At 75.5% G+C, this 24,961-nt stretch carries 20 protein-coding genes; 15 read left to right on the top strand and 5 right to left on the bottom strand.

The features are described 5' to 3' along the window. Window positions 1-30: 30 nt before the first annotated feature. Window positions 31-951, bottom strand: coding sequence for a Gfo/Idh/MocA family protein (locus ABT160_RS15310; protein WP_351647662.1), 921 nt, complete (start codon window positions 949-951; stop codon window positions 31-33). Between the two features lie 235 nt (window positions 952-1,186). Between ABT160_RS15310 and ABT160_RS15305 the strand changes: the two genes are divergently transcribed. The 7 genes from ABT160_RS15305 (at window position 1,187) to ABT160_RS15275 (ending at window position 9,504) form a co-directional block, all read left to right on the top strand. Beyond that, on the top strand, window positions 1,187-2,587 hold the full coding sequence (locus ABT160_RS15305) for a hypothetical protein (protein ID WP_351647660.1): 1,401 nt from the start codon (window positions 1,187-1,189) through the stop codon (window positions 2,585-2,587). Further along, entirely contained in the window at window positions 2,584-3,759 is a 1,176-nt protein-coding gene (locus tag ABT160_RS15300; RefSeq protein WP_351647658.1) for an ARPP-2 domain-containing protein, read from the top strand. Before ABT160_RS15305 ends, ABT160_RS15300 begins: the two co-directional genes overlap by 4 nt. Before the next feature lie 121 nt (window positions 3,760-3,880). Next, the gene (glnII, locus tag ABT160_RS15295) at window positions 3,881-4,918 is read left to right on the top strand and encodes a glutamine synthetase (RefSeq protein WP_351647656.1); all 1,038 of its coding nucleotides are present in this window, start codon (window positions 3,881-3,883) and stop codon (window positions 4,916-4,918) included. Window positions 4,919-5,298: 380 nt separating this feature from the next. Further along, complete coding sequence (locus tag ABT160_RS15290) at window positions 5,299-5,847, top strand: winged helix-turn-helix domain-containing protein (protein ID WP_351647655.1); 549 nt, start codon at window positions 5,299-5,301, stop codon at window positions 5,845-5,847. Window positions 5,848-6,034: 187 nt separating this feature from the next. Next, the gene (locus ABT160_RS15285) at window positions 6,035-7,342 is read left to right on the top strand and encodes a sensor histidine kinase (protein WP_351647653.1); all 1,308 of its coding nucleotides are present in this window, start codon (window positions 6,035-6,037) and stop codon (window positions 7,340-7,342) included. Next, the gene (locus ABT160_RS15280; RefSeq protein WP_351647651.1) at window positions 7,327-7,986 is read left to right on the top strand and encodes a response regulator transcription factor; all 660 of its coding nucleotides are present in this window, start codon (window positions 7,327-7,329) and stop codon (window positions 7,984-7,986) included. Before ABT160_RS15285 ends, ABT160_RS15280 begins: the two co-directional genes overlap by 16 nt. A gap of 72 nt (window positions 7,987-8,058) precedes the next feature. Continuing rightward, window positions 8,059-9,504: a DUF1996 domain-containing protein gene (locus ABT160_RS15275; protein WP_351647649.1), complete on the top strand. Its 1,446-nt coding sequence runs from the start codon at window positions 8,059-8,061 to the stop codon at window positions 9,502-9,504. A gap of 34 nt (window positions 9,505-9,538) precedes the next feature. Here the strand turns inward: ABT160_RS15275 and ABT160_RS15270 are convergent, their stop codons facing one another. After that, window positions 9,539-9,973, bottom strand: a complete 435-nt coding sequence (locus ABT160_RS15270; RefSeq protein ID WP_351647647.1) for a hypothetical protein — start codon at window positions 9,971-9,973, stop codon at window positions 9,539-9,541. Between the two features lie 261 nt (window positions 9,974-10,234). On the opposite strand from ABT160_RS15270, the gene ABT160_RS15265 reads away from it, so the two are divergent. From ABT160_RS15265 to ABT160_RS15250, 4 genes are all read left to right on the top strand, one after another. Then, on the top strand, window positions 10,235-11,035 hold the full coding sequence (locus ABT160_RS15265; protein ID WP_351647645.1) for a tyrosine-protein phosphatase: 801 nt from the start codon (window positions 10,235-10,237) through the stop codon (window positions 11,033-11,035). A 138-nt stretch (window positions 11,036-11,173) separates the two neighbouring features. After that, window positions 11,174-13,093, top strand: a complete 1,920-nt coding sequence (locus ABT160_RS15260) for a hypothetical protein (protein WP_351647644.1) — start codon at window positions 11,174-11,176, stop codon at window positions 13,091-13,093. Between the two features lie 138 nt (window positions 13,094-13,231). Then, entirely contained in the window at window positions 13,232-14,116 is an 885-nt protein-coding gene (locus ABT160_RS15255; protein WP_351647643.1) for a metal-dependent hydrolase, read from the top strand. Between the two features lie 2 nt (window positions 14,117-14,118). Next, window positions 14,119-15,180: a PDR/VanB family oxidoreductase gene (locus tag ABT160_RS15250; protein WP_351647641.1), complete on the top strand. Its 1,062-nt coding sequence runs from the start codon at window positions 14,119-14,121 to the stop codon at window positions 15,178-15,180. Window positions 15,181-15,205: 25 nt separating this feature from the next. Here ABT160_RS15250 and ABT160_RS15245 read toward each other — a convergent pair whose 3' ends face one another. Continuing rightward, on the bottom strand, window positions 15,206-15,556 hold the full coding sequence (locus ABT160_RS15245; RefSeq protein ID WP_351647639.1) for a hypothetical protein: 351 nt from the start codon (window positions 15,554-15,556) through the stop codon (window positions 15,206-15,208). A 53-nt stretch (window positions 15,557-15,609) separates the two neighbouring features. Here ABT160_RS15245 and ABT160_RS15240 point away from each other — a divergent pair, with 53 nt between their 5' ends. Continuing rightward, window positions 15,610-16,329 (top strand): TetR/AcrR family transcriptional regulator, encoded by a 720-nt coding sequence (locus tag ABT160_RS15240; RefSeq protein WP_351647637.1) that lies wholly within the window; start codon window positions 15,610-15,612, stop codon window positions 16,327-16,329. Here ABT160_RS15240 and ABT160_RS15235 read toward each other — a convergent pair. Next, the gene (locus ABT160_RS15235; RefSeq protein ID WP_351647635.1) at window positions 16,314-17,945 is read right to left on the bottom strand and encodes a SpoIIE family protein phosphatase; all 1,632 of its coding nucleotides are present in this window, start codon (window positions 17,943-17,945) and stop codon (window positions 16,314-16,316) included. The two genes, ABT160_RS15240 and ABT160_RS15235, sit on opposite strands and share 16 nt — an antisense overlap. A 287-nt stretch (window positions 17,946-18,232) precedes the next feature. On the opposite strand from ABT160_RS15235, the gene ABT160_RS15230 reads away from it, so the two are divergent. The 3 genes from ABT160_RS15230 to ABT160_RS15220 all read left to right on the top strand — a co-directional run bounded on the left by ABT160_RS15230 (window position 18,233) and on the right by ABT160_RS15220 (window position 21,911). Beyond that, entirely contained in the window at window positions 18,233-19,825 is a 1,593-nt protein-coding gene (locus tag ABT160_RS15230; RefSeq protein ID WP_351647633.1) for a glycoside hydrolase family 13 protein, read from the top strand. Between the two features lie 25 nt (window positions 19,826-19,850). Then, entirely contained in the window at window positions 19,851-20,885 is a 1,035-nt protein-coding gene (locus tag ABT160_RS15225) for a LacI family DNA-binding transcriptional regulator (RefSeq protein ID WP_351647631.1), read from the top strand. A gap of 123 nt (window positions 20,886-21,008) precedes the next feature. Next, window positions 21,009-21,911, top strand: coding sequence for a phosphatase PAP2 family protein (locus ABT160_RS15220; RefSeq protein ID WP_351647629.1), 903 nt, complete (start codon window positions 21,009-21,011; stop codon window positions 21,909-21,911). 26 nt (window positions 21,912-21,937) lie between these two features. Here the strand turns inward: ABT160_RS15220 and ABT160_RS15215 are convergent, their stop codons facing one another. Next, on the bottom strand, window positions 21,938-24,922 hold the full coding sequence (locus ABT160_RS15215) for a bifunctional [glutamine synthetase] adenylyltransferase/[glutamine synthetase]-adenylyl-L-tyrosine phosphorylase (protein ID WP_351647627.1): 2,985 nt from the start codon (window positions 24,920-24,922) through the stop codon (window positions 21,938-21,940). Between the last annotated feature and the right edge of the window lie 39 nt (window positions 24,923-24,961).

Here is a 24,961-nt window from a genome sequence, read left to right as displayed (position 1 = left end):
AGTCCGGACCCCCGGCCCGGGGCCCGCCGGTCAGAGCCGGGACTCCGCCGCCACCAGGATCTCGGTGATCCGCAGCCCGAACCGCGCGTCGCACGGGTGCGCCCGCCCGTCCCGCACGGCGCCGAGCAGCCCGTCCACCGCCCGCGCGAAGGCGTCCGCCGCCCCGCCCCAGCCGGGCAGCTCGACCCGCCCCCGCTCCCCGTACAGCTCGATCCCGACGTGCGCGGCGGCCGCCGGGGCGCTCAGCGTCAGGGTGGCCGTGCTGCCCGCGCCCGAGGCGTGCCGCAGGGCCAGGTGCACGGTGTCGGCGGGCCCCCGCGACGCGGACACCTCCGTCACCTCGCCGAGCACCGGCAGCAGCACCGACAGCACGTGCGGGCCCACGTCCCACAGGCCGCCCTTCTCGCGCCGCCACGGCGAGGCGGCGTACGGCCCGCCCCCGCCGGGACCGTAGAGCGCCCCCAGCCAGTGCGCGTGCGCCAGGTACCAGCCGCCCGCACCGGCCTGCTCCCTGATCCAGCCCTCCGTCTCCCCGGCGAACCGCAGCGTGCAGAAGACGACCGAGCGCACCCCGGCGGCGTCCGCCGCGTCGGCCACCTCGCGGGCGCCCTCGACGGTGGTGGCGACCGGCTTGTCGAGCAGCAGGTGGCGGCCGACCCGGGCGGCCCGGACGGCGAGCGGCGCCTGGACGTCCGGCGGCAGCGCGATCGCCACCGCGTCGCTGGCCTCGATCAGGGCGTCCACGTCCTCGTACGCCTTGGTGCCGTGCGCGGCGGCGAGCGCGGCGGCGGCCTCGGGCCTGCGGCCCCAGACGCCGGTGAACTCCACGCCGGGGTGGGCGGCCAGGGCGGGCGCCTGGGTGCGGCCGGCCCAGGGGCCGGTGCCGAGCAGCCCGACGCGCAGCGGGGCGGGTCCGGGCGTGGTCTGGTGGTGGTGCGAGGGGATCGACATGCCCGCAAGTCTGCCCGCGCCGCCGTACGACGGGCCCTCCCCCGGGTGTGCGGGAAGCGAAAACCCTTCGGCCCGCCGTCGGGCCCGGTGTTACGTTTCAGGGGCCGGCCGCGGGACTTCGGAGCGACTTCCGGGACCTGCCTGTACAGCAATGTTTTCGCTGCTCGCTCCCCCACACCCCGGCCGGCACCCCAGCATCCCGCGCGCCCGCGCACGGCACCCACCGGAGAGGACCATGGCGGAGCGCTTCGCCGACCTGATCGCGGCCGAGGACGTCCTGATGTTCGTCAACGCCGCCGTCACCGCCACCGGCCAGCGGGAGTTCCGCTCCGGCGCCGGGGAGCAACGGCTCTCCCTGGACTTCCTGCACGAGTACGTCGCCGTCAACTACCGGCCCGTGTACGCCGCGGCGCTCGCGCTGGACGTCAACGACCACAACGCGGCGGCGATCGTGGAGCGGCTGCTGCGCACCGCCGGCGAGGCCGGGCCCGAGGAGCGGCGCGCCGAGGGGCGGCTGATCGCGGCCCGGCTCGCGAAGCTGCCGCCGCAGCGGGTCTACCGGCTGTTCGCGGCGCTGGCCGCGGCCCGGGTCAACAACCGCCGCACCCGCGTGATCGTCCGGGACTGGCTGGCGGCGCGCCCCGACCTGGCGCACGACGCGGTGAAGTACCGCTCCGGGCTGCGCGCCACGGCCCGGCACGTCCGGCCGCACCTGCTCACCGGCGAGCTGTCCGACTTCCTCTTCCGCCCCGGCCACCGCGCGCGCTACGAGGACCCGCGCCTGGACGCGTACCGCCGCGCCCGCTACGCCCAGGCGGCCCTGTACGAGCTGCCGTTCACCGTCGCCGAGGGGTTCGCGGCCCGCCACGGCGTCCCGCGCGAGGTGTTCCTGGAGCGGATCGCGCCGCGCATGACCCGCCTCGAACGGCTGCGCGCGGACCGGGCGGCGGACCTGTCGTCGATGCCGCTGACCCGGCTCGCCGGGTACGTGCTGGCGCTGGCCCCCGCCGACCGGGCGGCCCGCCGGGCGGAGCTGACCGGGGCGCTGCGGGCGGCGGCGCGGCGCGCGGCAGGGCCGCACGCGGGGACCTGGGGCACGGTCGCCGCGGTCCTGGACGACAGCTACTCCTCGTACGGCTCCGGGGTGAAGCGGCGGCGCCCGCTGGCGGTGGCCCTGGGCTGCCACTACCTGCTGGAGGCGCTGGCCGGGCGGTACGTGCCGCTGTGGACCTCGGGCGCGCGCGACCCGCTGCTGGTGCGGCCGTGGGGGCCGACGCCGCTGGGCGAGCGGGTCCTGGACGCGCTGGAGGCGGCGCCCGACCGGGTGGTGATCGTCTCGGACGGCTGGGACAACGCGCCGCCCGGGCTGGCCGGCGAGGTGCTGCGGGTGTGGCGCACCCGGCTGGACCCGGAGCGGGCCACCAGCGTGGTGCACCTGAACCCGGTGTACGACGCGGACGGCTTCGACGTGCGCCGGCTCGCGCCGAGCGTGCCGACGGCGGGGATCCGGGACGCGGAGGACCTGGCGGCGCTGGTGGAGGTGGCGCAGTTCGCCGAGGGCCGCACCGGCCTCGCGGAGCTGCGGGCGTACCTGGACCGGAGGGTGGAGCTGTTCCTCGAGGAGGCGGCGCGGTGACGCGGATCGACCTGGGCGACCTGAGGGCGGCGCCCGCGCAGGTGTGGGGCGGCGTGCGGCTGGTGCCGCTGGTGCGCGAGCGGCCGGTGGAGGGGCTGCGGCTGCGCCACGAGGCGTACGGGGCGTCCCACGGGGAGGTCGCGCTGGGCGACGGCGCGTCCTACACCTCGTACGTCCCGCACGGCTTCGTCGCGGACTGGTCCGGCGACGGCGGCGGCCAGGCGGTGTACGGCACCCGGCTCGGCACCGACCCGCCCGAGCGGGTGCCGGTGCGCTTCCACCACCGGATGGCCAAGCGGCTGCGCCCCGGGCACCGGCTGCGCTTCCTGCCGCTGCACCTGGCCCTGGAGGGCTATCTGGCGCTGCACTTCGGCGGCCCTTCGGTGGTGTGGGACGAGTGGTCGCGGCGGGCGGTGCGCGAGGGCCTGTCGCCGCGCGAGGAGGAGGCGTACGCGGGCGCGGAGGTGCGGGGGCTCGCCGAGGCGCTGCGGGTGTTCGAGATCCACCCGGGCCAGTGCGGCGTGCTGGTGTACGCCGCCGACGCGCTGGCCGCCGCCTTCGTGACGCCGCACCCCGACGACTACCGGGCGCTGCACCCGTCGCTGGTCGAGGACCTGTACGGCGAGGTGGTGCACCAGTACGCGCTGTACGGGGCGCCGGTGGCCGACTTCGGGGCGCGGCTGGACGACACGCGCATCCACGACCTGAAGGACCTGCGGCTCGCGGTGCGGGCGCAGGAGCGGGCCTGGCGCGAGGGGCACGACGGGGTGCTGGCGCGCGGCCTGCTGGACGAGACGTACGCGTTCGAGCGCGTGTACTGGATGGACGGCTTCGCGCTGGACCGGTTCCTGCCGCCGTTCGCCCGGGGCCGGGAGCAGCACATCGGGGAGCTGATCACGGACCGCAAGGGCCGCCTGGCGTACCTGAAGACGTTCCGGCTCTCGGAGAACCAGGTCCGCCGGGGCCACCTGCTGCGGCGCCTGGCGGACTGCGACTGGCACCTGGGGCGCACGGCGCGCGAGCTGGGGACGACGTACGAGGAACTGGTGCGCCGGATCCGGCGCGCGGGCTTCGGAGAACTCCTGGACGCGCACGGGGTGGCGGTCGGGGCGCGGGAGTGGGGCACCGCACGGGAGGCCGCACGGGGGCCAGGAAAAACAGAGGAAACCTAGGTAACACCGGGTTCACGGTCGGGCAATCGACGGGAAACGGCTCGTTGCGAAGCTGCGCGCACACCACAGCACACCACCCCGCAGCAGCGCAGCCCGCAGCACCCGCAGAGGATGAGGCACCGTGACGTTCATCAAGGCCGAGTACATATGGATCGACGGCACCGAGCCGACCGCGAAGCTCCGCTCGAAGACGAAGATACTGGCGGGCTCGGCCTCGACGGCCGTCGCGGACCTGCCGGTCTGGGGCTTCGACGGGTCCAGCACCAACCAGGCCGAGGGCCACGCATCGGACCGCGTGCTGAAGCCGGTGTTCTCCTGCCCGGACCCGATCCGGGGCGGCGCGCACGTGCTGGTGCTGTGCGAGGTGCTGGACACCGACATGACTCCGCACTCCTCCAACACCCGGGCCGCGCTGGCCGAGGTGTACGAGCGGTACGCGGCGCAGGAGCCGGTCTTCGGCATCGAGCAGGAGTACACGTTCTTCCAGGGCGACCGCCCCCTGGGCTTCCCGGCCGGCGGCTTCCCCGCCCCGCAGGGCGGCTACTACTGCGGCGTGGGCGTGGACGAGATCCACGGCCGCGACGTGGTCGAGGCGCACCTGGAGAACTGCCTCAAGGCGGGCCTGGGCATCTCCGGCATCAACGCCGAGGTCATGCCGGGCCAGTGGGAGTTCCAGGTAGGCCCGCTGGCGCCGCTGGAGGTGGCCGACCAGCTGTGGGTGGCCCGCTGGCTGCTGTACCGCACGGCGGAGGACTTCGGCGTCGCGGCGACGCTGGACCCGAAGCCGGTGAAGGGCGACTGGAACGGCGCGGGCGCGCACACCAACTTCTCGACGAGGGCGATGCGCGAGGGGTACGACGCGATCATCACGGCCTGCGAGTCGCTGGGCGAGGGCTCCAAGCCGCTGGACCACGTCAAGCACTACGGCGCGGGCATCGACGACCGCCTCACCGGCCTGCACGAGACGGCCCCGTGGAACGAGTACTCCTACGGCGTCTCCGACCGCGGCGCCTCGGTGCGCATCCCCTGGCAGGTGGAGAAGGACGGCAAGGGCTACATCGAGGACCGCCGCCCGAACGCGAACGTGGACCCGTACCTGGTGACGCGGCTGATGGTGGACACGTGCTGCGCGGCGCTGGAGAAGGCGGGACAGGTCTGACCCGTCCCCGGACGCACACGCAGGGGCACCCCCAACAGGGGTGCCCCTGCAAGCCGTTGGGTCCTCGGGCGACCGTGCGCCGGATCGAGAACGAGCCAAGGTCCGGTCCAGCCCGTGGGCGGACCCTCCTGCCCGGGGCCCGGGTCTGGTTCAATAGGGCCATGGCCAGCTTCCAGCACATCGCGACAGGTCGCAGCGACCTTGAGCCGTTCTGGCCTTCCCGTCAGCACCACGACTTCGACCGGGTGTGTTGCCGCGCGTTGAACGCGTCGGCCCTCTAAAGCCTCTCGAACCCCTTCGAAGCGGCCTTCGGCCCACGCGCAACGAGTACCGACGTACGTCTGCGTCCACTTCCTCCGCGCGAAATGAGCTGACCTCTCATGGCACACACCCGTTCCTTCTCCGCTGCCTCCGCTGCGACCGCCCTCTCCACCCCTCCCGGACGCCACCGACTGCGCGCCGTCGACCGCGACGAGGTCGCGGCGCCCCCCGGGGTGGCCGACTTCCTGCCGCCGGGGGCCACCTGGCTGCCCGCGCCCCAGCACACCCTGCCGTCCCTGCCGGGGCAGCCGCCGATGGTCGGCTACCTGGTGCTCGTGCCCGCCGACCAGCAGCCCGTACCGCCGGGGGGCGGGCAGGCGGCCGGGGAGGGGCCGGTGTCCATCGACGGCTCCCAGCGCACCGCCCTGGTGGACGGGCGGGCCCTGGACCTCACGTACCTGGAGTTCGAGCTGCTCGCGCACCTGGTGGCGCACCCGCACCGGGTGCACACCCGCGACCAGCTCGTCACCACGGTGTGGGGGTACGGGCACGTGGGCGACGGGCGCACCGTCGACGTCCACGTGGCCCGGCTGCGCCGCAAGCTGGGCGCCGAGCACCGCCACACGATCCAGACCGTGCGGCGGGTCGGCTACAAGTACGCGCCCTGACGGGCCCGTCGGCGCCCGGTGCGCCGGGGGCCGGTCCTGTCGCGCCGCGGGCGCACGGGGCCGGGTCCCGCCGGTGCGCAAGGGGGCTGGGTGCACCCCGGTCCGGGGGGCCGCCCCCGTGACCGCCGGACCCTCCCGCCGCGAGACTGGGGCGCGAGGGTCATGGACGGGGAGGGGTGCGGTCGGCATGGGGACGACGGACGGGACCGGCGGGTCCGGCACGATGACCGGGCGGGCCCGCGGCGCGCTGGTCGCCGCGGGGCGGGGCCTGGCGCTGGCACTGGTGTCGCTGGCCGGGTCGATCACGCTGTTCGTGCTCGCGGTGGTCTCGATCGCCCTCGTCCCGCTCGGTGCGGGCCTGCTCACCACCCCGTACGTACTGCGCCTGGTGCGGGCGCACGCCCGGCAGCGGCGGCTGCTCGCCGCGCGCTGGGCGGGCGTGCGCGTCCCCGCGGTCTACCGGCCGCTCCCCGAGGACCTCGGGCACGGGCCCGCCGGGCAGGCGCGGCGGACCCTGCGGCTGCTGCGGGACCCGGCGACCTGGCGCGACCTGCAGTGGCTGCTCGTGGACATGACGGGCGGCTTCGTGCTCGCGGTGCTGGCCCCCGGCCTGGTCGCGCAGGGCGTGTTCGGGCTGCTGCTGTCCGCCGGGCTGTGGCGGCCGGTGGTGCGCGCGGACGGGACGTACTGGTACGCGTTCGTGCCGGTCTCCGACGCCACCACCGCCGCCTTCGCCGCCGCGCTCGGCGTGGTCTGGCTGGCCGTCGCGCTGTTCGCCGGACGGCACCTGGTGCGCGCCCACTTCACGGTCACCCGGGCGCTGCTCGCCCCCGGGCTCGACACCGAGCTGGAGCGCCGCATCGACCGGCTGACCGCCACCCGGCACGACGCGGTGGACGCCTCGGCGGCCGAACTGCGGCGCATCGAGCGGGACCTGCACGACGGGGCGCAGGCCCGGCTGGTGGCCGTCGGCATGGACCTGTCCACCGTCGAGGCCCTGGTGGACCGGGACCCGGCGCAGGCCAAGGAGCTGCTCGCACGGGCCAGGCGGTCCTCGGCGGAGGCCCTGACCGAACTGCGCGACCTGGTCCGGGGCATCCATCCGCCGGTGCTCGCCGAGCGGGGCCTGGCCGACGCGGTGCGGGCGCTGGCGCTGCGGCTGCCGCTGGAGGTGGAGGTGCGCTGCGACCCGGCCGGGCGGGCCGGGGCGCCGGTGGAGTCGGCCGCCTACTTCGCGGTGAGCGAGGCGCTGGCGAACGCGGTCAAGCACGCGGGCGCGAGCCGGGTGGACGTGGACCTGCGGCACGAGGACGGGATGCTGAGGATCACGGTGGCCGACGACGGGCGGGGCGGCGCCGTGGTCGGGGGCGGCGGCGGGACCGGGCTGAGCGGGGTCGAGCGCCGACTGGGTACGTTCGACGGCGTCCTGGCCGTCAGCAGTCCCCCGGGCGGCCCCACCCTGGTCACCCTGGAGCTGCCGTGCGCGTGGTCCTAGCCGAAGACCTCTTCCTGCTCCGCGACGGCCTGGTGCGGCTGCTGCGGGCGTACGGCTTCGAGATCCTGGCCGCCGTCGAGAGCGGGCCCGAGCTGGCCCGCGCCCTGGCCGAGCTGGAGCCGGACGTGGCCGTGGTCGACGTACGGCTGCCGCCGTCGCACACCGACGAGGGCCTGCAGTGCGCCCTGGCCGCGCGCCGGGCCCGCCCCGGCCTGCCGGTCCTGGTGCTCTCGCAGCACGTGGAGCAGCTGTACGCGCGCGAGCTGCTCGCGGACGGGAACGGCGGGGTGGGGTACCTGCTGAAGGACCGGGTGTTCGACGCGGACCAGTTCGTGGACGCGGTGCGACGGGTCGCAGGGGGCGGGACGGCGATGGACCCGCAGGTCGTCCAGCAGCTGCTGACGCGCAAGGCCGGGCGCGGTCCGCTGGGCGGGCCCGGCGGGGCGCTGACGCCGCGCGAGCTGGAGGTGATGGAGCTGGTGGCGCAGGGCCGGTCGAACACGGCGATCGCGGAGCGGCTGGTGGTGACGGAACGGGCGGTGGCCAAGCACACCTCCAACATCTTCGCGAAGCTGGGCCTGGAGGTGTCGGACGACGACAACCGCAGGGTGCTCGCGGTGCTGGCGCACCTCGACCGGGGTTGACCGCCGAACAGTCAACTCTGTTCATTCGAGGGACCGTTGAACCGTCCGGGGCCGCCGTACGTATCGAGGCCCATGGGACGCACGACACGTACGCGAAAACGCTCGACGATCGCCAACCGCGCCATCGTCGCCACCACCGCCCTGCTGCTCGGCGGTGGCGGTCTGGTCGCCCTCGACTACAGCGCCTCCGCCGGCGAGGGCACCCCCCAGCGGCCGCGGAGCGCGGCCCAGGCCCTGTCCACCATCGACTGCCCCGACGTCGGCAACGCGCTCCCCGACGTCCCGGCCTCCGCCCGGCCCGCCGTGGACCGCGAACTCGCCGCCATGGACAGCCAGATCACCGACGCCTACCGCGTCTTCGCCGACCGCAGGGCCGACATCGAGAGCGACCCGGCGCGGGCCGGCGGCCTGGTGCTCGACCCGCTCAAGGACAAGCGCACCGAGAGCCTCGGGCGGATCGACACCGCCCTGGAACAGGGCGGCGGGCAGGACAGCGGACTGAAGGGCTTCGCCGCCTGCACCCTGCGCGCCGACGACGACGGCGCCGCGCTGCGCGACCCCGGTCGCAAGCCGGGCCAGAAGCCCGGACAGGGGACGGGATCCGGGCAGCAGCCCGGCCGGCCGCCCTCCGGCAACGGGCCCGAGCGCTCCGACTTCGCCGCCATCACCTCCGTACGGCCGAACGCGAAGGCCCCCCGGCCCGGCCGCAACGCCTCCCGCGGCACCTTCACCAGCGACTGCGGGCGCAACAAGAACGGCAAGTTCAACCCGGACAACGTGATCGTCGCGCCCGGGGTGAGCAACGGCGCCCACCACATGCACGACTACATCGGCAACCAGGCCACCGACGCCTTCGCCACCGACGAGGACCTGGCGAGCGGCGCCACCACCTGCCGCAACCAGGGCGACCGGTCCACCTACTACTGGCCGGTGCTGCGGCTGCAGAACGGCAGGGACGAGGACGACGCGGGGGCCGACGGCGGCGGCAAGGACCGCAACACCGGCGAGATCCAGACCCCCGCCCAGGTCACCCTGACGTTCGCCGGGAGCCCGGTCTCCAAGGTCACCGCCATGCCCCGGTTCCTGCGGATCATCACCGGCGACGCCAAGGCCTTCACCAACGGCGACGCCAACGCCAACGCCTCCTGGAGCTGTACCGGCTTCGAGAACCGCCAGCTGAAGGACAAGTACCCGATCTGCCCGCGGGGCAGCAAGGTCGTGCGCACCTTCCGCTTCCAGAGCTGCTGGGACGGGGCGAACACCGACAGCGCCAACCACCGCACGCACGTGGCCTTCGCCGGCCGCGACGGCCGCTGCGGACAGGGCTTCAAGGCGATCCCGCAGCTGGTGCAGCGCATCGTGTACGCGGTGCCGCCGGGGCCGGGCTTCGCCGTGGACTCCTTCCCCGAACAGCTGCACAAGCCCGTCACCGACCACGGGGACTTCATCAACGTCTTCGACGAGAAGCTGATGGCCCGGGTGGTGAGCTGCCTCAACACGGGCCGCTCCTGCCGCTGACCGCTCCCCGCCGGGGGCGGCTCAGCCGCTCCCCCTAGTGCCCCTCGTGCCCCGCGCCGCCGACACTCCCCCGGCCGTGCGGGGCCGAGGTCTCCACCGTGCCGCCGAGCCGCCCGCGCAGGCCCGCGACCACGTCCGCCGCGCCCGCGGCGACCCAGCGGCGCCCCACCAGGTAGGAACCGCCGTAGTCCTTGGCCTGGTTGAGCCACTCGCGCTGGCCGCGGTCGGTCTCGAAGGTCGCGATCACCCAACTCCCCTGCTCCGTCTTGCACTTCGCCTGACGGAGCTCTTTCGCGTCCGTCTGCACGTCCGGCGCGCAGCCGGCCGTGGCGGCGAGCTGCTCCAGGGTGCCGGTGGCGGTCACGGGCTCGGCGGGGGCCTTCTCGCAGGCGCCCAGCAGGCCGGCGGCCAGCAGGGCGGCGAGCAGCGGCGCGGCCGTGCGGGCGGCGGGGGTTCGCTCCGTGGGCATCCCGCCATGGTGCCCCTTCGGGCGGGCCGGGGAGCGGACTTCCCGGCGATCGGCGCACCAGGATCCGACCAAACCATGGCCAAGGCTTCCCCTGCGGACGCACCGCACCCCACCTGCGGACGTACCCTGACATCCCGGTACCTTTTTCCGGGGTTCCCAGGCTTCCGGGCTTCCCGGACCCCCTGGTCCGCCCCGGGAACCGCCCGGCCGTCCCCCGACCCCGCCTCCCCCGGACCCCCGTCGCACGCCAGGAGCCGTCGCATGCCCGCGATCCCCGCCACCACCGTCGCCAACCTCAGAGACCTCGGCGCCACCCCCCTGGCCGGCGGCGGCGCCGTGCGCTCCGGGGTGCTCTTCCGCTCCGGCCAGCTGGACCGGCTCGACCCGGCCGCCGACCCCGCGGTCGCCGCGCTGGGCATCCGTACGATCGTGGACTTCCGCACCGCCGCCGAGCGCACCGCCCGCCCCGACCGGGTCCCGCCGGGCGGGCGGCTGCTGGTCGCCGACGTGCTCGCCGACCAGCTGGCCGCCAGCGGGCTGCCGCCCGCCGCGCAGCTGCGGACCATCCTGGGCGACCCGGCGCTGGCGGAGCGGGAGCTGGGCGGGGGGCGGGTGTACCGGTTCTTCGAGGACACCTACCGCTCCCTGGTCAGCAGCGAGTCCGCCCGGCTGTCCTACCGCTCCTTCCTGGCCGAGCTGGCCGACCCGCAGGCCGTCCCGCTGCTCTTCCACTGCACGGCGGGCAAGGACCGCACCGGCTGGGCCGCCACCGTCGTGCTGTGCCTGCTGGGCGCCGACGACGCGACCGTGGAGGCCGAGTACCTCGCGGTCAACCCGGCCGTGCGGGAGGCCTTCGCGCCGCTCGTGGAGGGCTTCACCGCCCAGGGCGGCGACCCGGAGCTGGCGCTCGCGCTGATCGGGGTGGTGCCCGAGTACCTGGCGGCGGCGCTGGACGAGGTGGACGCCCGGCACGGCTCCATGGAGGCGTACGTGCGGGACGGCCTCGGCGTGCCCGACGAGGTCGTGGAGCTGCTGCGCAAGCGGTTCGTCGTCCCGGCGTAGCGCCCGCGCGGGCCGCTCGTGGCCCCGGCGCAGCGCCCCCGCGCGCGAAACGGGCGGGCGTGCCGGGCCGCGCGGGATGGACGGGATTTTGAAGACACGACCGAGTGACCATAGGACGAATCCCTCGTTCTGCTGAACGTGAGCACTCCCGTCGCCCAGCAGGCCCCTCCCGTCGACGTCGAACGGGCCGAGGCCGCCCTCGTCGAGCACTACCCCCGGCTCGTGCGGATCGCCTACCTGGTGCTGCCGCCGTCGCTGGGCCGCAACCGCCGGGTGCTGACCGCGCACGCGCTGACCCAGCGCTCGCTGCCCCGGCGCCGCACCGCCGCCGGGAGCGTCCCGGCGGCCCGGCGGTCCGAGGACCCGGTCGACCCGGGGTACGCGTACGTACGCGAACGGGTGCTGCGCCAGGCCCTGGAGGCCGAGGAGCCGCTGGGCCGGACGCTGCGGGCCCGGCGGCTGCCCCGGCGCTCCCAGCTGCCGCCGCTGCTGCCCCAGGTGTGGGGCCTGCGGCTCTTCCCGCGCTCCGGCGGGGCCGACGAACTCTCCCTGGACCAGCAGCTGTCCGCGCTCTCCGCCCCGGCCCGCGCCGGGTACGTGCTGCGCGGCCTGGAGGGGCTGGCCGACCCGGAGGCGTGCCGGGTGCTGGCCGCCGCGGGCGTCGAGGACCCGGCGGCCGCGCTCGCCGAGGCCGACGGGGTGGAGACGCTGTACGCGCTGCTCGATTCCGTCGAGTTCGACCCCTGCTCGCTCCAGGCCCGGCCCACCGACCTGATGCGCCGCCGCCAGCACGGCCGGGCGGCCCTGGTCGCGGCGGCCGCGGCCGTGGTGGTCGGGGCGCTGCTCGGGCTGCCGGGCGGCTGGGGCCCGGACGGCGCGGCGGCCCCGCCGTACGCGCTGAACGCGGCGGCCCAGGACGCCCTGGACCCGCAGCAGTTGCAGCGGACGGCGCCCGCGGTGTGGGAGCGCTCGGCCCGCACCGACTTCTCGGTGTGGCCGGCCCGCGGTGAACTCTCGGGCGACCAGGCCCTGTTGCGGCGGGCGCTCGCGGTGTGGGCCAGGCCGGGCTCCGACGTGCGGGTGTCGGCGACGCCCGGGACGCCCTCGGGCCCCGCGATGGGCCCGGCCCAGCTGCTGTTCGCGGGCGTGGTGGACGAGGCCCGGGTGGTGCTGGTGTACGACGGGCTGCGGGTGGTGCGGTACGCGGAGCCGGTGGACGGCGACGACGGCGCGGCCCTGGACTTCGCCCGGGCGGACGGCGCCGACGCGGCCGCTTCCGGCGCCCTGGTGGTGGGCCGCGCCCACGGCAACGTGCGCTACCTGACCGCCCCCTGGGTGAGCGACGTCCAGGTGCGCGACCTGCTGAAGCCCGCCGCCGGGCCGCGCCCGCTGCACCGCGACGGGCGGGGCGTCGCCGACCCGCTGCTCAGCCCCGCGCAGGCCCGCGACTGCACCTCCTGGGAGGCGCTGGTGCTGCGCGAGGGCACGGCGGACCGGGTGGTGACGGACCTGGGCGAGCTCACCGCGGTGCGGCTGACGTCCGGGCCGCCGAACGCGCCGGTGGACGTGGTGACGGACGCGGCGCGCGCCGAGTGGGCCCGCACCGCCTGCCTGCTGCCGACGGTCCGCTCGCACGGGGTGCGGTCGGTGAACTCGTGGAAGTACGCGGAGCAGCCGCTGCCCGAGGCGAACGGCACGGCCGGCTGGCTGTGCACCCGCGCCGAGACCTGGCGGGGCCCCGGCGCCCGGGTGATGGCCCAGTTCCAGGCTCCGGGCCAGGCCCCGGCGGCGACCGGCGCGGTGGCGGCGAAGGCGGAGGGCTCCCCGGCCTGCGGGGTGCGCGAGCCGCGCGTGCTGGCCGGCGTGCTGTGGAAGTCGCGGGGCGGGCAGTGGTACGTGCTGGCGGCGGGCAGCCCGCAGCTGGCCTCGGTGACCGCCACGGGCGGGGTGAGCGGCACGGCGAACGGCCGGTTCCTGGCCCTGAAGGCGCCCCAGGGCGCCCGGGCGGAGCTGGCGGGACGGCTGGTGGACGGCACGCGGGTGGGCGCACTGCGCTGACGGCCGGGGGCTGGAGCGCCTCCGGGGGCCGGGCGGGCGCCTTCAGCGGCCGGTCGGGCGCTTCCAGGGGTCGGGTGGGCGCAAGAAGGTGTGGCCCGACCCCTGTTGCCGGGCCGTACCCATCAGTACATTGACGCCATGTCTAATACGCAGCCGGCGGCAATAGACTCGGAGCGGATCGCGCTGAAGGCCCGCAAGGTCTCCTTCGACTGGGAGAAGACCCCGCTCCACTGGGTTCCCGGCGACCCCTTCACCACGCACACCATCAACGTGCTGCACCTGCTGCTGCCCGCGGGCGAGCGCTGGTTCGTGCACGTCTACAAGCAGGTGCTGCCGTTCATCCGCGACGACCGGCTGCGCGAGGACGTCATCGGGTTCATCGGCCAGGAGGCCGTGCACTCCCAGGCCCACGACGACGTCCTGCCGCACCTGCGGAAGCTGGGCCTCGACCCCACCCCGTACACCGCGCAGGTGGACTGGATGTTCGAGAAGATGCTCGGCGACCGCACCCTGCCGCCGGGCCGGGCCCGCCACTGGTGGCTGATGGAGCGGGTGGCGACCATCGCCGCCATCGAGCACTACACCGCCTTCCTGGGCGACTGGGTGCTCAACGCCGAGGAGCTGGACCGGCGCGGCGCCGACGCGGTGATGCTGGACCTGCTGCGCTGGCACGGCGCCGAGGAGGTCGAGCACCGCTCGGTCGCCTTCGAGCTGTTCATGCACGTCGACGGCGGCTACCGGCGCCGGGTGCGGACCTGGGCCCTGGCCTTCTCCGCCCTGGTGTTCCTCTGGCAGCGCGGCGCCCGGTTCTTCATGGAGAACGACCCGACGCTCCTGGACGGGCGTGCCTCGGTGGGCCAGTTCGTACGGGCCGGGCGGGCCGGCACGCTGCCCTCCACGCCCGCCCTGCTGCGCTCCATCCCGCGCTACCTGAGCCGCGCCTACCACCCCTCGCAGGAGGGCAGCACCGCGCAGGCCGTCGCCTACCTCGCCGACTCCCCCGCCGCCAACGGAGGTTCCTGACCGTGGCCCCGCGCACCCGCACGCTCGTCCTGGCCGCCGGAGCGGCCCTGCTCGCCCGACGCGCCCTGCGCCGCCGCATCCAGGGCTCCCCGCTGTGGCCGCTGCCCGCCCTGGAGGAGCCGGTGTCGGGGCGCGGGCGCGGCGCCACCGCGGGGCGCCGGGTGATGGTCACCGAGCGCACCTCGCCCGCCGAGGGCGTCGTCCAGCTGCGCCTGGAGGGTGCGGACCTGCCCGCCTGGGAGCCCGGCGCGCACCTGGACCTGGTGCTGCCCTCGGGCCTGGTGCGGCAGTACTCGCTGTGCGGCGACCCGGCCGAGAGCGGTACGTACACCGTCGCCACCCGGCTGATCGAGGACGGCAGGGGCGGCTCCCGCGAGGTCCACGAGCAGCTGCGCGAGGGCACCGAGCTGGAGGTCCGCGGGCCGCGCAACCGCTTCCCGCTGGTCGACTCGGTGTCGTACGTCTTCGTGGCGGGCGGCATCGGCATCACCCCGGTGCTCCCCATGCTGCGCGCCGCCGAGGCCGCCGGCGCGGACTGGAAGCTGCTGTACTGCGGGCGTTCCCGCGCCACCATGCCCTACCTGGACGAGGTCGAGAAGCTGGGCGCGGACGGCGGGCGCACCACCGTGGCCGCCGAGGACGAGGGCGGTCTGCCCGACCTCGGATTCCTGGCGTCGGCGGGGGCCGAGACGGCGGTCTACTGCTGCGGCCCCGACGGGCTGATGGAGGCGGTGGCGGCGGCGCTGCCCGAGGGGCGCGTGCCGCACCTGGAGCGGTTCGCCCCGACGGGCACGGCGGGCGGCGGGGCGTTCGCTCTCGAACTGCGGCGCTCCGGGCGGACGGTGACGGTCCCGGCGGACCGCACGGTGCTCTCGGTGCTGCGCGAGGAGGTCCCCCACGTCTCGTACTCCTGCGAGCAGGGCTTCTGCGGCACCTGCCAGCAGCGGGTGGTGGAGGGCGAGGTCGACCACCGGGACAAGCTGCTCACCGACTCCGAGCGCGCCGACTCGATGCTGGTGTGCGTCTCGCGCTGCCGGGGCGAGCGGCTGGTGCTCGACCTGTAGGGCCCGGGACCCCCGGGACCCCGGCCTACGGCAGCAGCAGCCAGTCCGCCGCGAGAGCCGCGAGCAGGCCCGCGGTCAGCAGCCAAGTGCCCAGCCGGGTGCGGCCGTTGCGGCTGAGCTCGATCACCACGCCGCACAGGATCATGGCGAGCCCGTAGACCCCGACCACCAGGACGGAGGTGCGCATCGCCAGGCGCACCACCAGGACGGCGGCCATCGCGACGAGCAGCACCAAGGCCGCCGCGATGCGCAGCCTGCGGGCCTGGCGCGGGGTGAGCCCGGTACGGGACGGGACTTCGCGGTCCTCGTCGTGCTCGCGGTCCTCGCGGTCCTCGGTGGCGGGGGTGTCAGGGGTGTCCTGGTCTGATGCGTCCATGTCGTCGGCAGAGTATCGGACGCCGTTCGAGCGCACGGGGTTAGGCTGTCCGCATGACGACCGGGGTGCGCCGCAGGATGGGCGTCGAGGAGCGCAGGCAGCAGTTGATCGGGGTGGCCCTTGAGCTGTTCAGCCACCGCTCCCCGGACGACGTCTCCATCGACGAGATCGCGGCGGCCGCGGGGATCTCGCGGCCGCTGGTGTACCACTACTTCCCCGGCAAGCAGAGCCTGTACGAGGCCGCGCTGCGGCGGGCCGCGGACGAGCTGGCGACCCGCTTCCAGGAGCCGCACGAGGGTCCGCTGGGGGCGCGGCTGCTGCGGGTGATGGGCCGGTTCTTCGACTTCGTGGAGGGCCACGGCCCGGGCTTCTCGGCGCTGATGCGCGGCGGCCCCGCGGTGGGCTCGTCCACGGCGAACGCGATGATCGACGAGGTGCGCCAGGCGGCGTACGACCAGATCATGTCCCACCTCGGGGTCCAGCGGCCGCCCGCGCGACTGGAGTTGGTGGTCCGGTCCTGGGTGTCGCTGGCCGAGACGACCGCGCTGATCTGGCTGGACGGGCGCCGGGTGCCGCGCGCCGAGCTGGAGTTGCAGCTGGTGCACGACTTCGCGGCGCTGGCCGCGGTGAGCGCCGCCTACGACGAGGAGATGGCGGCGGTCCTGCTGGGGGTGTTCGAGGACGAGCCCGCGGACGGGCCGTTCACGGAGCTGCTCGGCCGGCTGTTCGCCCTGGCGCCGCGGATGCGCGTGCCGGGTCAGCGCACCGCCTGAGCACCGCCGCCCGCCGCGCCGCCCGACCTCCCGGTCAGCCGCAGCGCGAGCAGCGCCACGTCGTCCTCCCGGGTGCCGAAGAGGTCCAGGAGCGAGTCGACCAGGGCGTCCACCCCGTCCGGGGCCTCGGCCGCCGCGTGCCGCAGCCGCTCCAGGGAGACGGCGAGGTCGGTGCCCCGGGTCTCGATCAGGCCGTCGGTCACCATGAGGAGCCGGTCGCCGGGGCCCAGGACGGTCTCGGTGGCGGCCGGGCGCTCCAGGCCGAGGCCGAGCAGCGGGCCCCTGGCGTCGCTGAACTCCGCGGTGCCGTCGGCGCCGACGACGAGCGGGCGGATGTGCCCGGCGTTGGCGATCCTGGCGGCGCCGGTGGTGGGGTTGATCAGGGCCAGGCACACGGTGGCGGTGGACTCGGGGTGGTAGCGCTGGAGCACCCGGTCGAGCCGGCGCACCAGGTCGACCGGCTCGGCGCGCTCGGTGGCGTACGCCCGCAGCGCGTGCCGGAGTTCGACCATGACGGTGGCCGCGTCCAGCGAGTGGCCGACCACGTCGCCGACACCGACCAGCAGCCCGTCCGGGGTGGACAGGCCCACGTAGAAGTCGCCGCCGATCTCGGCGTTGCGCGAGGCGGGCACGTACCGCAGGGCCACCTCGGCGCCCGGCAGCAGCGGCGGGGTCTGCGGCAGGAAGCTGCGCTGCAGGGTGAGCGCGAGGCGGCGCTCCTCGGCGAAGGTGCGCAGTGACTCGGCGGCCAGCGAGGTGGTGTGCGCCAGTTGCTCCAGGAGCAGCCGGGTCTGCGGGCTCTCGGCCGGCCGGGCCGGGCGGGCGAGGGCGACGGGCGGGTGGTCGTGCCGGGAGCGGGCCAGCACCAGGCGGGCGCCGCCGTGGCCTTCGGGGATGAAGCCGATGGGCCAGAGCGGGGCGGGCACGGTGTACGAGCGGACTCCGGTGCGCCCGGCCATGCCGCGCTCCAGGAGCAGGGCGGCGGCGGTGCGGGAGGTGGCGTCGGGCGGCGCCTCGTAGCGGGTGGGGCGGCCCAGGTGGAGGGAGCCTTCGGGGCCGTACACGAAGGCCGCGGCAGGCCCGCCGACGAGCTGGGCGGTGGCCGCGGCGGCGATGTCGGCGAGCTCCTGCGGGTTGTGCGCGGAGTGCAGTTCGGTGGTGGCGGCGGCGAGCCGGGCGAGCCGTCCGGCCTGGGCGACGGCGTCGTGCCGGGAGCGGGCGCCGCGCAGCGCGGCCCGTATGACCGCCTCGATCTCCTCCGGCTCGACGGGCACGGTCAGATAGGCGTCGGCGCCCGCGTCCAGGCCGCGGGTGCGGTCCTGGGCGGTGATGGCGGCGGCCGAGAAGTGCACGACGGGCATCGGGGAGATCAGCGGGTGGGCCTTGAGGCGGCGGCACAGGTCGAAGCCGTTCATGTCGGGCAGGCCGACGTCGACGAGCGCGGCGTCGGGCAGGGCGCCGGAGCGCAGCCGCACGTCGAGCTCGATCAGGGCGTCCCCGGCGGTGGCGGTGGGCACCACCTGGTGCCCGGCCCGGCGCAGGACGGCGCCCATGGCGTACCGGCTGGCGTCGACGTCGTCGACCACCAGCACCGTGGTGCCGCCCTCGGGTGTCATCGCCTCCCCCGTCCCCCGTTCCCCGCCCTCGCCGGAGCTGTGCGTAGTGGGTCAACTACCGTAGCGCGCCGTGGTCGTCGGCGTGCGGAGTCGGCCGCCGCCGACCCGGGACGGTGAAGTTTCCGGAATCCCCACCTCCGCTCGCGCCCCCCGAACGGCGCGTATCCGTGCCGCCCGCGCGGCGTTGACCTTGGTGAACGGCGGTGCCGGAGCGGCGATCCCGGCTCCCGGCGCCGCACGGAACCGGGCATGCGCCGCATGCACCACGACGTTGGGACCTCTCGGACATGACCCAGGAACTCGCTCCCACCGCCCCGCGCGAGGACGGCGCCGCACCCGCCGCCGGCTGGTGGCGCGACGCCGTCATCTACCAGGTCTACGTGCGCTCGTTCGCCGACGGCGACGGGGACGGCGTCGGCGACCTGCGGGGCGCCCGGGCCCGGCTGCCGTACCTGGCGGACCTGGGCGCGGACGCCGTCTGGCTCACTCCCTTCTACGCCTCGCCGCAGGCCGACGGGGGCTACGACGTGGCCGACTACCGGGCCGTGGACCCGCTGTTCGGGGACCTGGCGGACGCGGACGACCTGGTCCGCGAGGCGCACCGGCTGGGCCTGCGGGTGATCGTGGACGTGGTGCCCAACCACACCTCCGAGGCCCACGCCTGGTTCCGCACGGCGCTGGCGGGCGGCCCGGAGCGGGCGTACTACCACTTCCGCCCCGGCCGCGGCCCCGGCGGCGAACTGCCGCCCAACGACTGGGAGTCGGTCTTCGGCGGCCCGGCCTGGACCCGCACCCCGGACGGCGCGTGGTACCTGCACCTCTTCGCCCCGCAGCAGCCCGACCTGAACTGGGAGCACCCCGACGTGCGCGCCGAGTTCGCCTCGGTGCTGCGCTTCTGGCTGGACCTGGGCGTGGACGGCTTCCGGATCGACGTGGCGCACGGCATGGTCAAGGCCCCCGGCCTGCCCGACATCGGGCGGCGCGAGCAGGCGAAGCTGATCGGCACCCAGGTGCTGCCGTTCTTCGACCAGGACGGCGTGCACGAGATCCACCGCTCCTGGCGGCGCCTGCTGGAGGAGTACGGGGGCGAGCGCGTCGCGGTCGCCGAGGCGTGGGCCCCCTCGCCGGAGCGGCTGGCGCTGTACGTGCGCCCCGACGAGCTGCACCAGGCGTTCAACTTCCAGTTCCTGACCTGCCCGTGGGACGCGGAGGCGCTGCGCGGGGTGATCGACTCCTCGCTGGCCGCGACCCGGGCGGTGGGCGCGCCGACGACCTGGGTGCTGTCCAACCACGACGTGGTGCGGCACGCGACCCGCCTCGGCTCGCCGGAGCGGGCCCGGGCGGCGGCGCTGCTGATGCTGGCGCTGCCCGGCTCCGCGTACCTCTACCAGGGCGAGGAGCTGGGGCTGCCGGAGGTGGCGGACCTGCCCGACGAGGTGCGCAGGGACCCGGCGTTCTTCCGGGGCGACGGGCAGGACGGGCTGCGCGACGGCTGCCGGGTGCCGCTGCCCTGGTCGGGGACCGAGCCGCCGTACGGCTTCGGGCCCGGCGGCTCCTGGCTGCCGCAGCCGCCGGCCTGGGCGGGGCTGAGCGTGGCCGCGCAGAGCGGGGCCGAGGGCTCCACCCTGGAGCTCTACCGCTCCGCGCTGGCACTGCGGCGGCGGCTGCGCGGGCGCGGGGACGAGGAGCTGCGCTGGCTCCCGGCGCCCGAGGGGGTGCTGGCGTTCGCCGGGAGGGGCCTGGGCTGCGCCCTGAACACCGGGGACGAGGAGGTCCGACTGCCGCTCCCCGGGCGCCTCGTGCTCGCCTCGGGACCGGTCGCCGAGGCGTCCGGGACGGTCCGGGTGCCGGGGGCCACCTGCGTCTGGTGGGCCATCTGACGAACGCCCGGTACAGTCCCCTGCCGTGACCGCACCCGCACGCCTGGCCGACATAGCGGCCCAGGCGGGGGTCAGCGAAGCGACGGTGAGCCGTGTCCTCAACGGAAAGCCCGGCGTCGCCGCGACCACCCGCCAGTCCGTCCTCGCGGCGCTCGACGTCCTCGGGTACGAGCGCCCCGTACGACTGCGCCGGTCCAGCGCGGGCCTGGTCGGCCTGATCACCCCGGAGCTGGAGAACCCGATCTTCCCGGCGCTGGCCCAGGTGATCGGCCAGGCGCTGACCCGGCAGGGCTACACGCCGGTGCTCGCCACCCAGACCCCGGGCGGCTCCACCGAGGACGAGCTGACCGGGATGCTGGTGGACCGGGGGGTGGCCGGGATCATCTTCGTCTCCGGGCTGCACGCGGACACCTCCGCCGACACCGGCCGGTACGAGCGGCTGACGGCGCGGGGGGTCCCGTACGTCCTGGTGGACGGGTACGCGCCGGGGGTCAGGGCGCCCTTCATCTCGCCGGACGACCGGGCGGCAATGCGGCTGGCCGTCACCCACCTGGCCGCCCTGGGACACACCCGGATCGGGCTCGCGGTGGGGCCGAAGCGGTTCGTGCCGGTGCTGCGCAAGATCGAGGGCTTCGCCCGGGCCCTGAAGGACCAGCTGGGTCTCGACCCCCGGGTGGTGGAGGAGGAGCTGGTCCAGCACTCCCTCTTCACCCTGGAGGGCGGCCAGGCCGCCGCCTCGGCGCTCCTGGAGCGGGGCTGCACCGCCCTGGTCTGCGCCAGCGACATGATGGCACTGGGCGCGGTCAGGGCGGTCCGGCAGCGGGGCCTGGAGGTCCCGGACGACGTGTCGGTGGTGGGCTTCGACGACTCCCCGCTCATCGCGTTCACGGATCCGCCGCTGACCACGGTGCGCAAACCGGTGCCGGCCATGGGGCAGGCGGCGGTGCGCACGCTCCTGGAGGAGATCGGGGGCACCCCGGCGCCGCACAGCGAGTTCGTCTTCATGCCGGAGCTGGTGGTACGCGGCTCCACGGCGTCGGGCCCGTCGTCACGCGCCTGAGGGCCCCGGGACCGACCCCGAGAAGGGGCCCGCGGCGGGTCGTCCTCAGGGTGGAGCGCGTGCGGCGCGAACCCGACCGGGGGATGATCGGTCGGAAGCCGGTATCTGGCAGACTCTCTCCCTATGGGTGAAACGACCGTGAAGAGCATGGAAGGCCGGACGGCCACCACCCCGTCACCCATCGCGGACGACGCGCACCTCGCCGCCCACGGGACGGGCAGGCGTCTGGGCAGACTGCGCGCCCCGCGCCGGCCGCGCCTGTGGTTCGAGGTCCTGCTGATCGCCGTCAGCTACTGGACGTACTCGATGATCCGCAACGCCGTGCCGGAGCAGAAGGCCCAGGCGCTGCGCAACGCGGACTGGATCTGGGACGCCGAGAAGACCCTGGGGATCGCGGTCGAGCAGACCGTGAACCACGCGGTGAACTCGGTGACCTGGCTGATCGTGTCGATGAACTACTACTACGCGACACTGCACTTCATCGTGACGATCGGCGTCCTGGTCTGGCTCTACCGGCGCCACCCCGGCCGGTACGCGGCGGCCCGCCTGGTGCTCTTCGCGACCACCGGCGTCGCCCTGGTCGGCTACTACTTCTACCCGCTGGCCCCGCCCCGGCTGATGAACGGGCAGGACTTCATCGACACGGTCCTGGTGCACCACACCTGGGGCTCGATGGCCTCCGGCGACCTGAAGCACATGTCGAACCAGTACGCCGCGATGCCGTCGATGCACATCGGCTGGTCGCTCTGGTGCGGCCTGATGATCTTCGCGATCGCCTCGGTGCCGTGGGTGCGGGTGCTCGGGCTGCTCTACCCGGCGGCGACCCTGGTCGTGATCGTGTCGACCGCGAACCACTTCTGGCTGGACGCCGTGGGCGGCATGCTCTGCCTGGCCTTCGGCTTCACCGTCTCGGCCCTCTGGTACGGCAAGCTCCCGCACCGGCTCCCGAAGCTCCCGGCGGACGGCCCCGGCCGGCCGGGGAAGCGGACCGCGCCCACCGGGAAGCCCAGCCCGTCCGGGGCCTGAGCTCCCGGGCCCCGCGCGGCCCCGGCTCACGCCCCGTAGAAGTGCGTCTCCACCACCGCGCGGGCCCGGCGCGTCACCCGCCGGTAGTCGTCCAGCATGTCCCCCACGTGCCCCGGCTCGTACCCCAGGTAGCGCCCGACCGCGCCCAGCTCCCGGCCGTCCGAGGGGAACGTGTCGCCCGCCCGGCCGCGCACCAGCATCACCGCGTTGCGCACCCGGGTCGCCAGCAGCCACGCCTCGTCCAGGATCCGCGCGTCCTCCGTCGGCAGCAGCCCGGCCGCGTGCGCGGCGGCCAGCGCCGTGCGCGTCCGGGTGGTGCGCAGCCCCGGCTCGGCCCAGCCGTGCCGCATCTGGAGCAGCTGCACCGTCCACTCCACGTCGCTCAGCCCGCCGCGCCCCAGCTTGGTGTGGAGCGTCGGGTCGGCGCCGCGCGGCAGCCGCTCGGTCTCCATCCGGGCCTTCAGCCGCCGGATCTCGCGCACCGCGTCCTCGCCCAGGCCCTCCACCGGGTAGCGCAGCGGGTCGATCAGCTCGATGAAGCGCCCGCCCAGGTCTGCGTCGCCCGCCATCGGCTCGGCGCGCAGCAGCGCCTGGCTCTCCCACACCAGTGACCAGCGGCGGTAGTACGCCTCGTAGGAGGCCAGCGAGCGCACCAGCGGGCCGCTCTTGCCCTCCGGGCGCAGGTCGGCGTCGATCGCCAGCGGCGGGTCGGCGGTCGGGATCTGCAGCAGCCGCCGCATCTCGGTGACCACCTTGTTCGCGGCCTGGGACGCCTCCTGGTCGCTGACGCCCTCGCGCGGCTCGTGCACGAAGACCACGTCGGCGTCGGAGCCGTACGCCAGCTCGTGCCCGCCGAAGCGGCCCATGCCGATCACCGCGAAGCGGGTCGGCAGGGTGTCGCCCCAGCCGGCCCGGACGGCGGCGCGCAGCGCCCCGGCGAGGGTGGCGGCGTTGAGGTCGGTGACCGCGTTGCCGACCCGGTCGACCAGGGCGGCCGGGTCCTCGGCGGGCTCGTCCTCGGTGCCGTACGAGCCGATCAGGTCGGCGGCGGTGGTGCGGAACAGCTCCCGGCGGCGCACCCCGCGCGCCGCCGCCGCCCCGGCCTCGGCGTCCTCGGCCCGCCCGACCGCCGCCAGCACCTCCTGCTCCAGGTGCTCGCGGGTGCGCGGGCGCAGTCCGTCGGGGTCGCCGAGGATGGCGACCGCCTCGGGGGCGCGCATCAGCAGGTCGGGGGCGAGCCGCCCGCCGGAGAGCACCCGGGCCAGGTTCTCGGCGGCGGCGCCCTCGTCGCGCAGCAGCCGCAGGTACCAGGGGGTCTTGCCGAGCGCGTCGGAGACCTTGCGGAAGCCCAGCAGACCGGCGTCCGGGTCGGCGGAGTCGGCGAACCAGCCGAGCAGCACCGGCAGCAGGGTGCGCTGGATGGCGGCCTTGCGGGTCACCCCGGAGGACAGGGCCTCCAGGTGGCGCAGGGCGGCGCCGGGGTCCGCGTACCCGAGCGCCTCCAGGCGCTGGCGGGCGGCGCGGGCGCTGAGCCGGGTCTCCCCCGGGGCCAGCTGGGCGACGGCGTCGAGCAGCGGCCGGTAGAAGATCTTCTCGTGCAGCCGGCGGACCGCGCCCGCGTGCCGCTTCCACTCCCGGGTCAGCTCGGCGACCGGCTCGGCGCGCAGCCCCAGGGAGCGGCCGAGGCGGCGCAGGTCGGCCTCCTCGTCGGGCACCAGGTGGGTGCGGCGCAGCCGGTACAGCTGGATGCGGTGCTCCATGGCGCGCAGGAAGCGGTACGCCTCGTCGAGCTGGCCGGCGTCGGCGCGGCCCACGTAGCCGCCCTCGGCCAGCGCCTTGAGCGCGTCCAGGGTGGTGCCGCTGTGCAGGCTCGCGTCGCTGCGGCCGTGCACCAGCTGGAGCAGCTGGACGGCGAACTCGACGTCCCGCAGGCCGCCCGGGCCCAGCTTGAGCTCGCGCTCGACCTGGGCGGCCGGGATGTTGTCGACGACCCGGCGGCGCATCTTCTGCACGTCGGCGACGAAGTTCTCGCGCTCGGCCGCCTGCCAGACCAGCGGGGAGACGGCCGCGATGTAGTCGTCGCCGAGACCGGGGTCGCCGGCCACCGCGCGGGCCTTGAGCAGCGCCTGGAACTCCCAGGTCTTGGCCCAGCGCTGGTAGTAGGCGAGGTGCGAGGAGAGGGTGCGCACCAGCGGGCCGTTGCGGCCCTCGGGGCGCAGGTTGGCGTCGACCGGCCAGATGGTGCCCTCGACGGTGGTGTCGGAGCAGATCCGCATCAGGTGCGAGGCGAGCCGGGTGGCGGCCTGCAGGGCCTTGGCCTCCTCGACGCCCTCGGCGGGCTCCCCGACGAAGATCACGTCCACGTCGGAGACGTAGTTGAGCTCGTGGCCGCCGCACTTGCCCATCGCGATGACCGCGAGCCGGCAGCGCGCCGCGTCCTCGGGGGCGGCGGCGCGGGCGATGGCGAGGGCGGCGCGCAGGGTCGCGGTGGCCAGGTCGGCGAGCTCGGCGGCGGTCTCGGCGACGTCGGTGGTGCCGCACACGTCGCGGGCCGCTATGGCCAGCAGGCAGCGGCGGTACGCGACGCGCAGCGCGACCGGGTCGGCGGCCTCGGCCAGCTCCCGCTCGAACTCGGGCACGCCCGGGTGCAGATCGGCCGACTCGTACGTGACCAGGGCGTGCCAGTCGCCGGGGTGGCGGGCCAGGTGGTCGCCGAGAGCCTCGGAGGCGCCCAGCACGCCGAGCAGCCGGTCGCGCAGCGGCTTGGCGGTGACCAGGGTGGCCAGGAGCGTCTGCCGGTCGGCGTCCTCCTGCCCCTCGGCGAGCCGCACCAGGCCGCGCAGGGCGAGGTCGGGGTCGGCGGTGGCGCCGAGCGCGTCGAGCAGCACGGGGTCGCCGCGCACGGCGGACAGGGCGGGCACGTCCAGGAAGCGCTCGGCCGCGGAGGGGTCGGTGAAGCCGTGCCGCAACAGTCGGGTGAACGTACTGCTCCTGCGCCCCGGCACCGACATCCGCCACTCCCTCCACCGAACCCGGATCCGAGCCTATCC

The sequence above is a fragment of the Streptomyces sp. NPDC001941 genome (assembly GCF_040296945.1).
GTDB lineage: Bacteria > Actinomycetota > Actinomycetes > Streptomycetales > Streptomycetaceae > Streptomyces.
The sequence above is the reverse complement of the archived record's forward strand: the minus strand, read 5'-3'. Positions and strand labels throughout refer to the sequence as shown.

Excerpts from the sequence above, each read along its gene's own strand:
- ABT160_RS15310 (WP_351647662.1), bottom strand. The coding sequence starts at position 951 with ATGTCGATCCCCTCGCACCACCACCAGACCACGCCCGGACCCGCCCCG.
- ABT160_RS15305 (WP_351647660.1), top strand. The coding sequence starts at position 1,187 with ATGGCGGAGCGCTTCGCCGACCTGATCGCGGCCGAGGACGTCCTGATG.
- ABT160_RS15290 (WP_351647655.1), top strand. The coding sequence starts at position 5,299 with ATGGCACACACCCGTTCCTTCTCCGCTGCCTCCGCTGCGACCGCCCTC.
- ABT160_RS15285 (WP_351647653.1), top strand. The coding sequence starts at position 6,035 with ATGGGGACGACGGACGGGACCGGCGGGTCCGGCACGATGACCGGGCGG.
- ABT160_RS15275 (WP_351647649.1), top strand. The coding sequence starts at position 8,059 with ATGGGACGCACGACACGTACGCGAAAACGCTCGACGATCGCCAACCGC.
- ABT160_RS15270 (WP_351647647.1), bottom strand. The coding sequence starts at position 9,973 with ATGCCCACGGAGCGAACCCCCGCCGCCCGCACGGCCGCGCCGCTGCTC.
- ABT160_RS15265 (WP_351647645.1), top strand. The coding sequence starts at position 10,235 with ATGCCCGCGATCCCCGCCACCACCGTCGCCAACCTCAGAGACCTCGGC.
- ABT160_RS15255 (WP_351647643.1), top strand. The coding sequence starts at position 13,232 with ATGTCTAATACGCAGCCGGCGGCAATAGACTCGGAGCGGATCGCGCTG.
- ABT160_RS15245 (WP_351647639.1), bottom strand. The coding sequence starts at position 15,556 with ATGGACGCATCAGACCAGGACACCCCTGACACCCCCGCCACCGAGGAC.
- ABT160_RS15240 (WP_351647637.1), top strand. The coding sequence starts at position 15,610 with ATGACGACCGGGGTGCGCCGCAGGATGGGCGTCGAGGAGCGCAGGCAG.
- ABT160_RS15235 (WP_351647635.1), bottom strand. The coding sequence starts at position 17,945 with ATGACACCCGAGGGCGGCACCACGGTGCTGGTGGTCGACGACGTCGAC.
- ABT160_RS15230 (WP_351647633.1), top strand. The coding sequence starts at position 18,233 with ATGACCCAGGAACTCGCTCCCACCGCCCCGCGCGAGGACGGCGCCGCA.
- ABT160_RS15220 (WP_351647629.1), top strand. The coding sequence starts at position 21,009 with ATGGGTGAAACGACCGTGAAGAGCATGGAAGGCCGGACGGCCACCACC.
- ABT160_RS15215 (WP_351647627.1), bottom strand. The coding sequence starts at position 24,922 with ATGTCGGTGCCGGGGCGCAGGAGCAGTACGTTCACCCGACTGTTGCGG.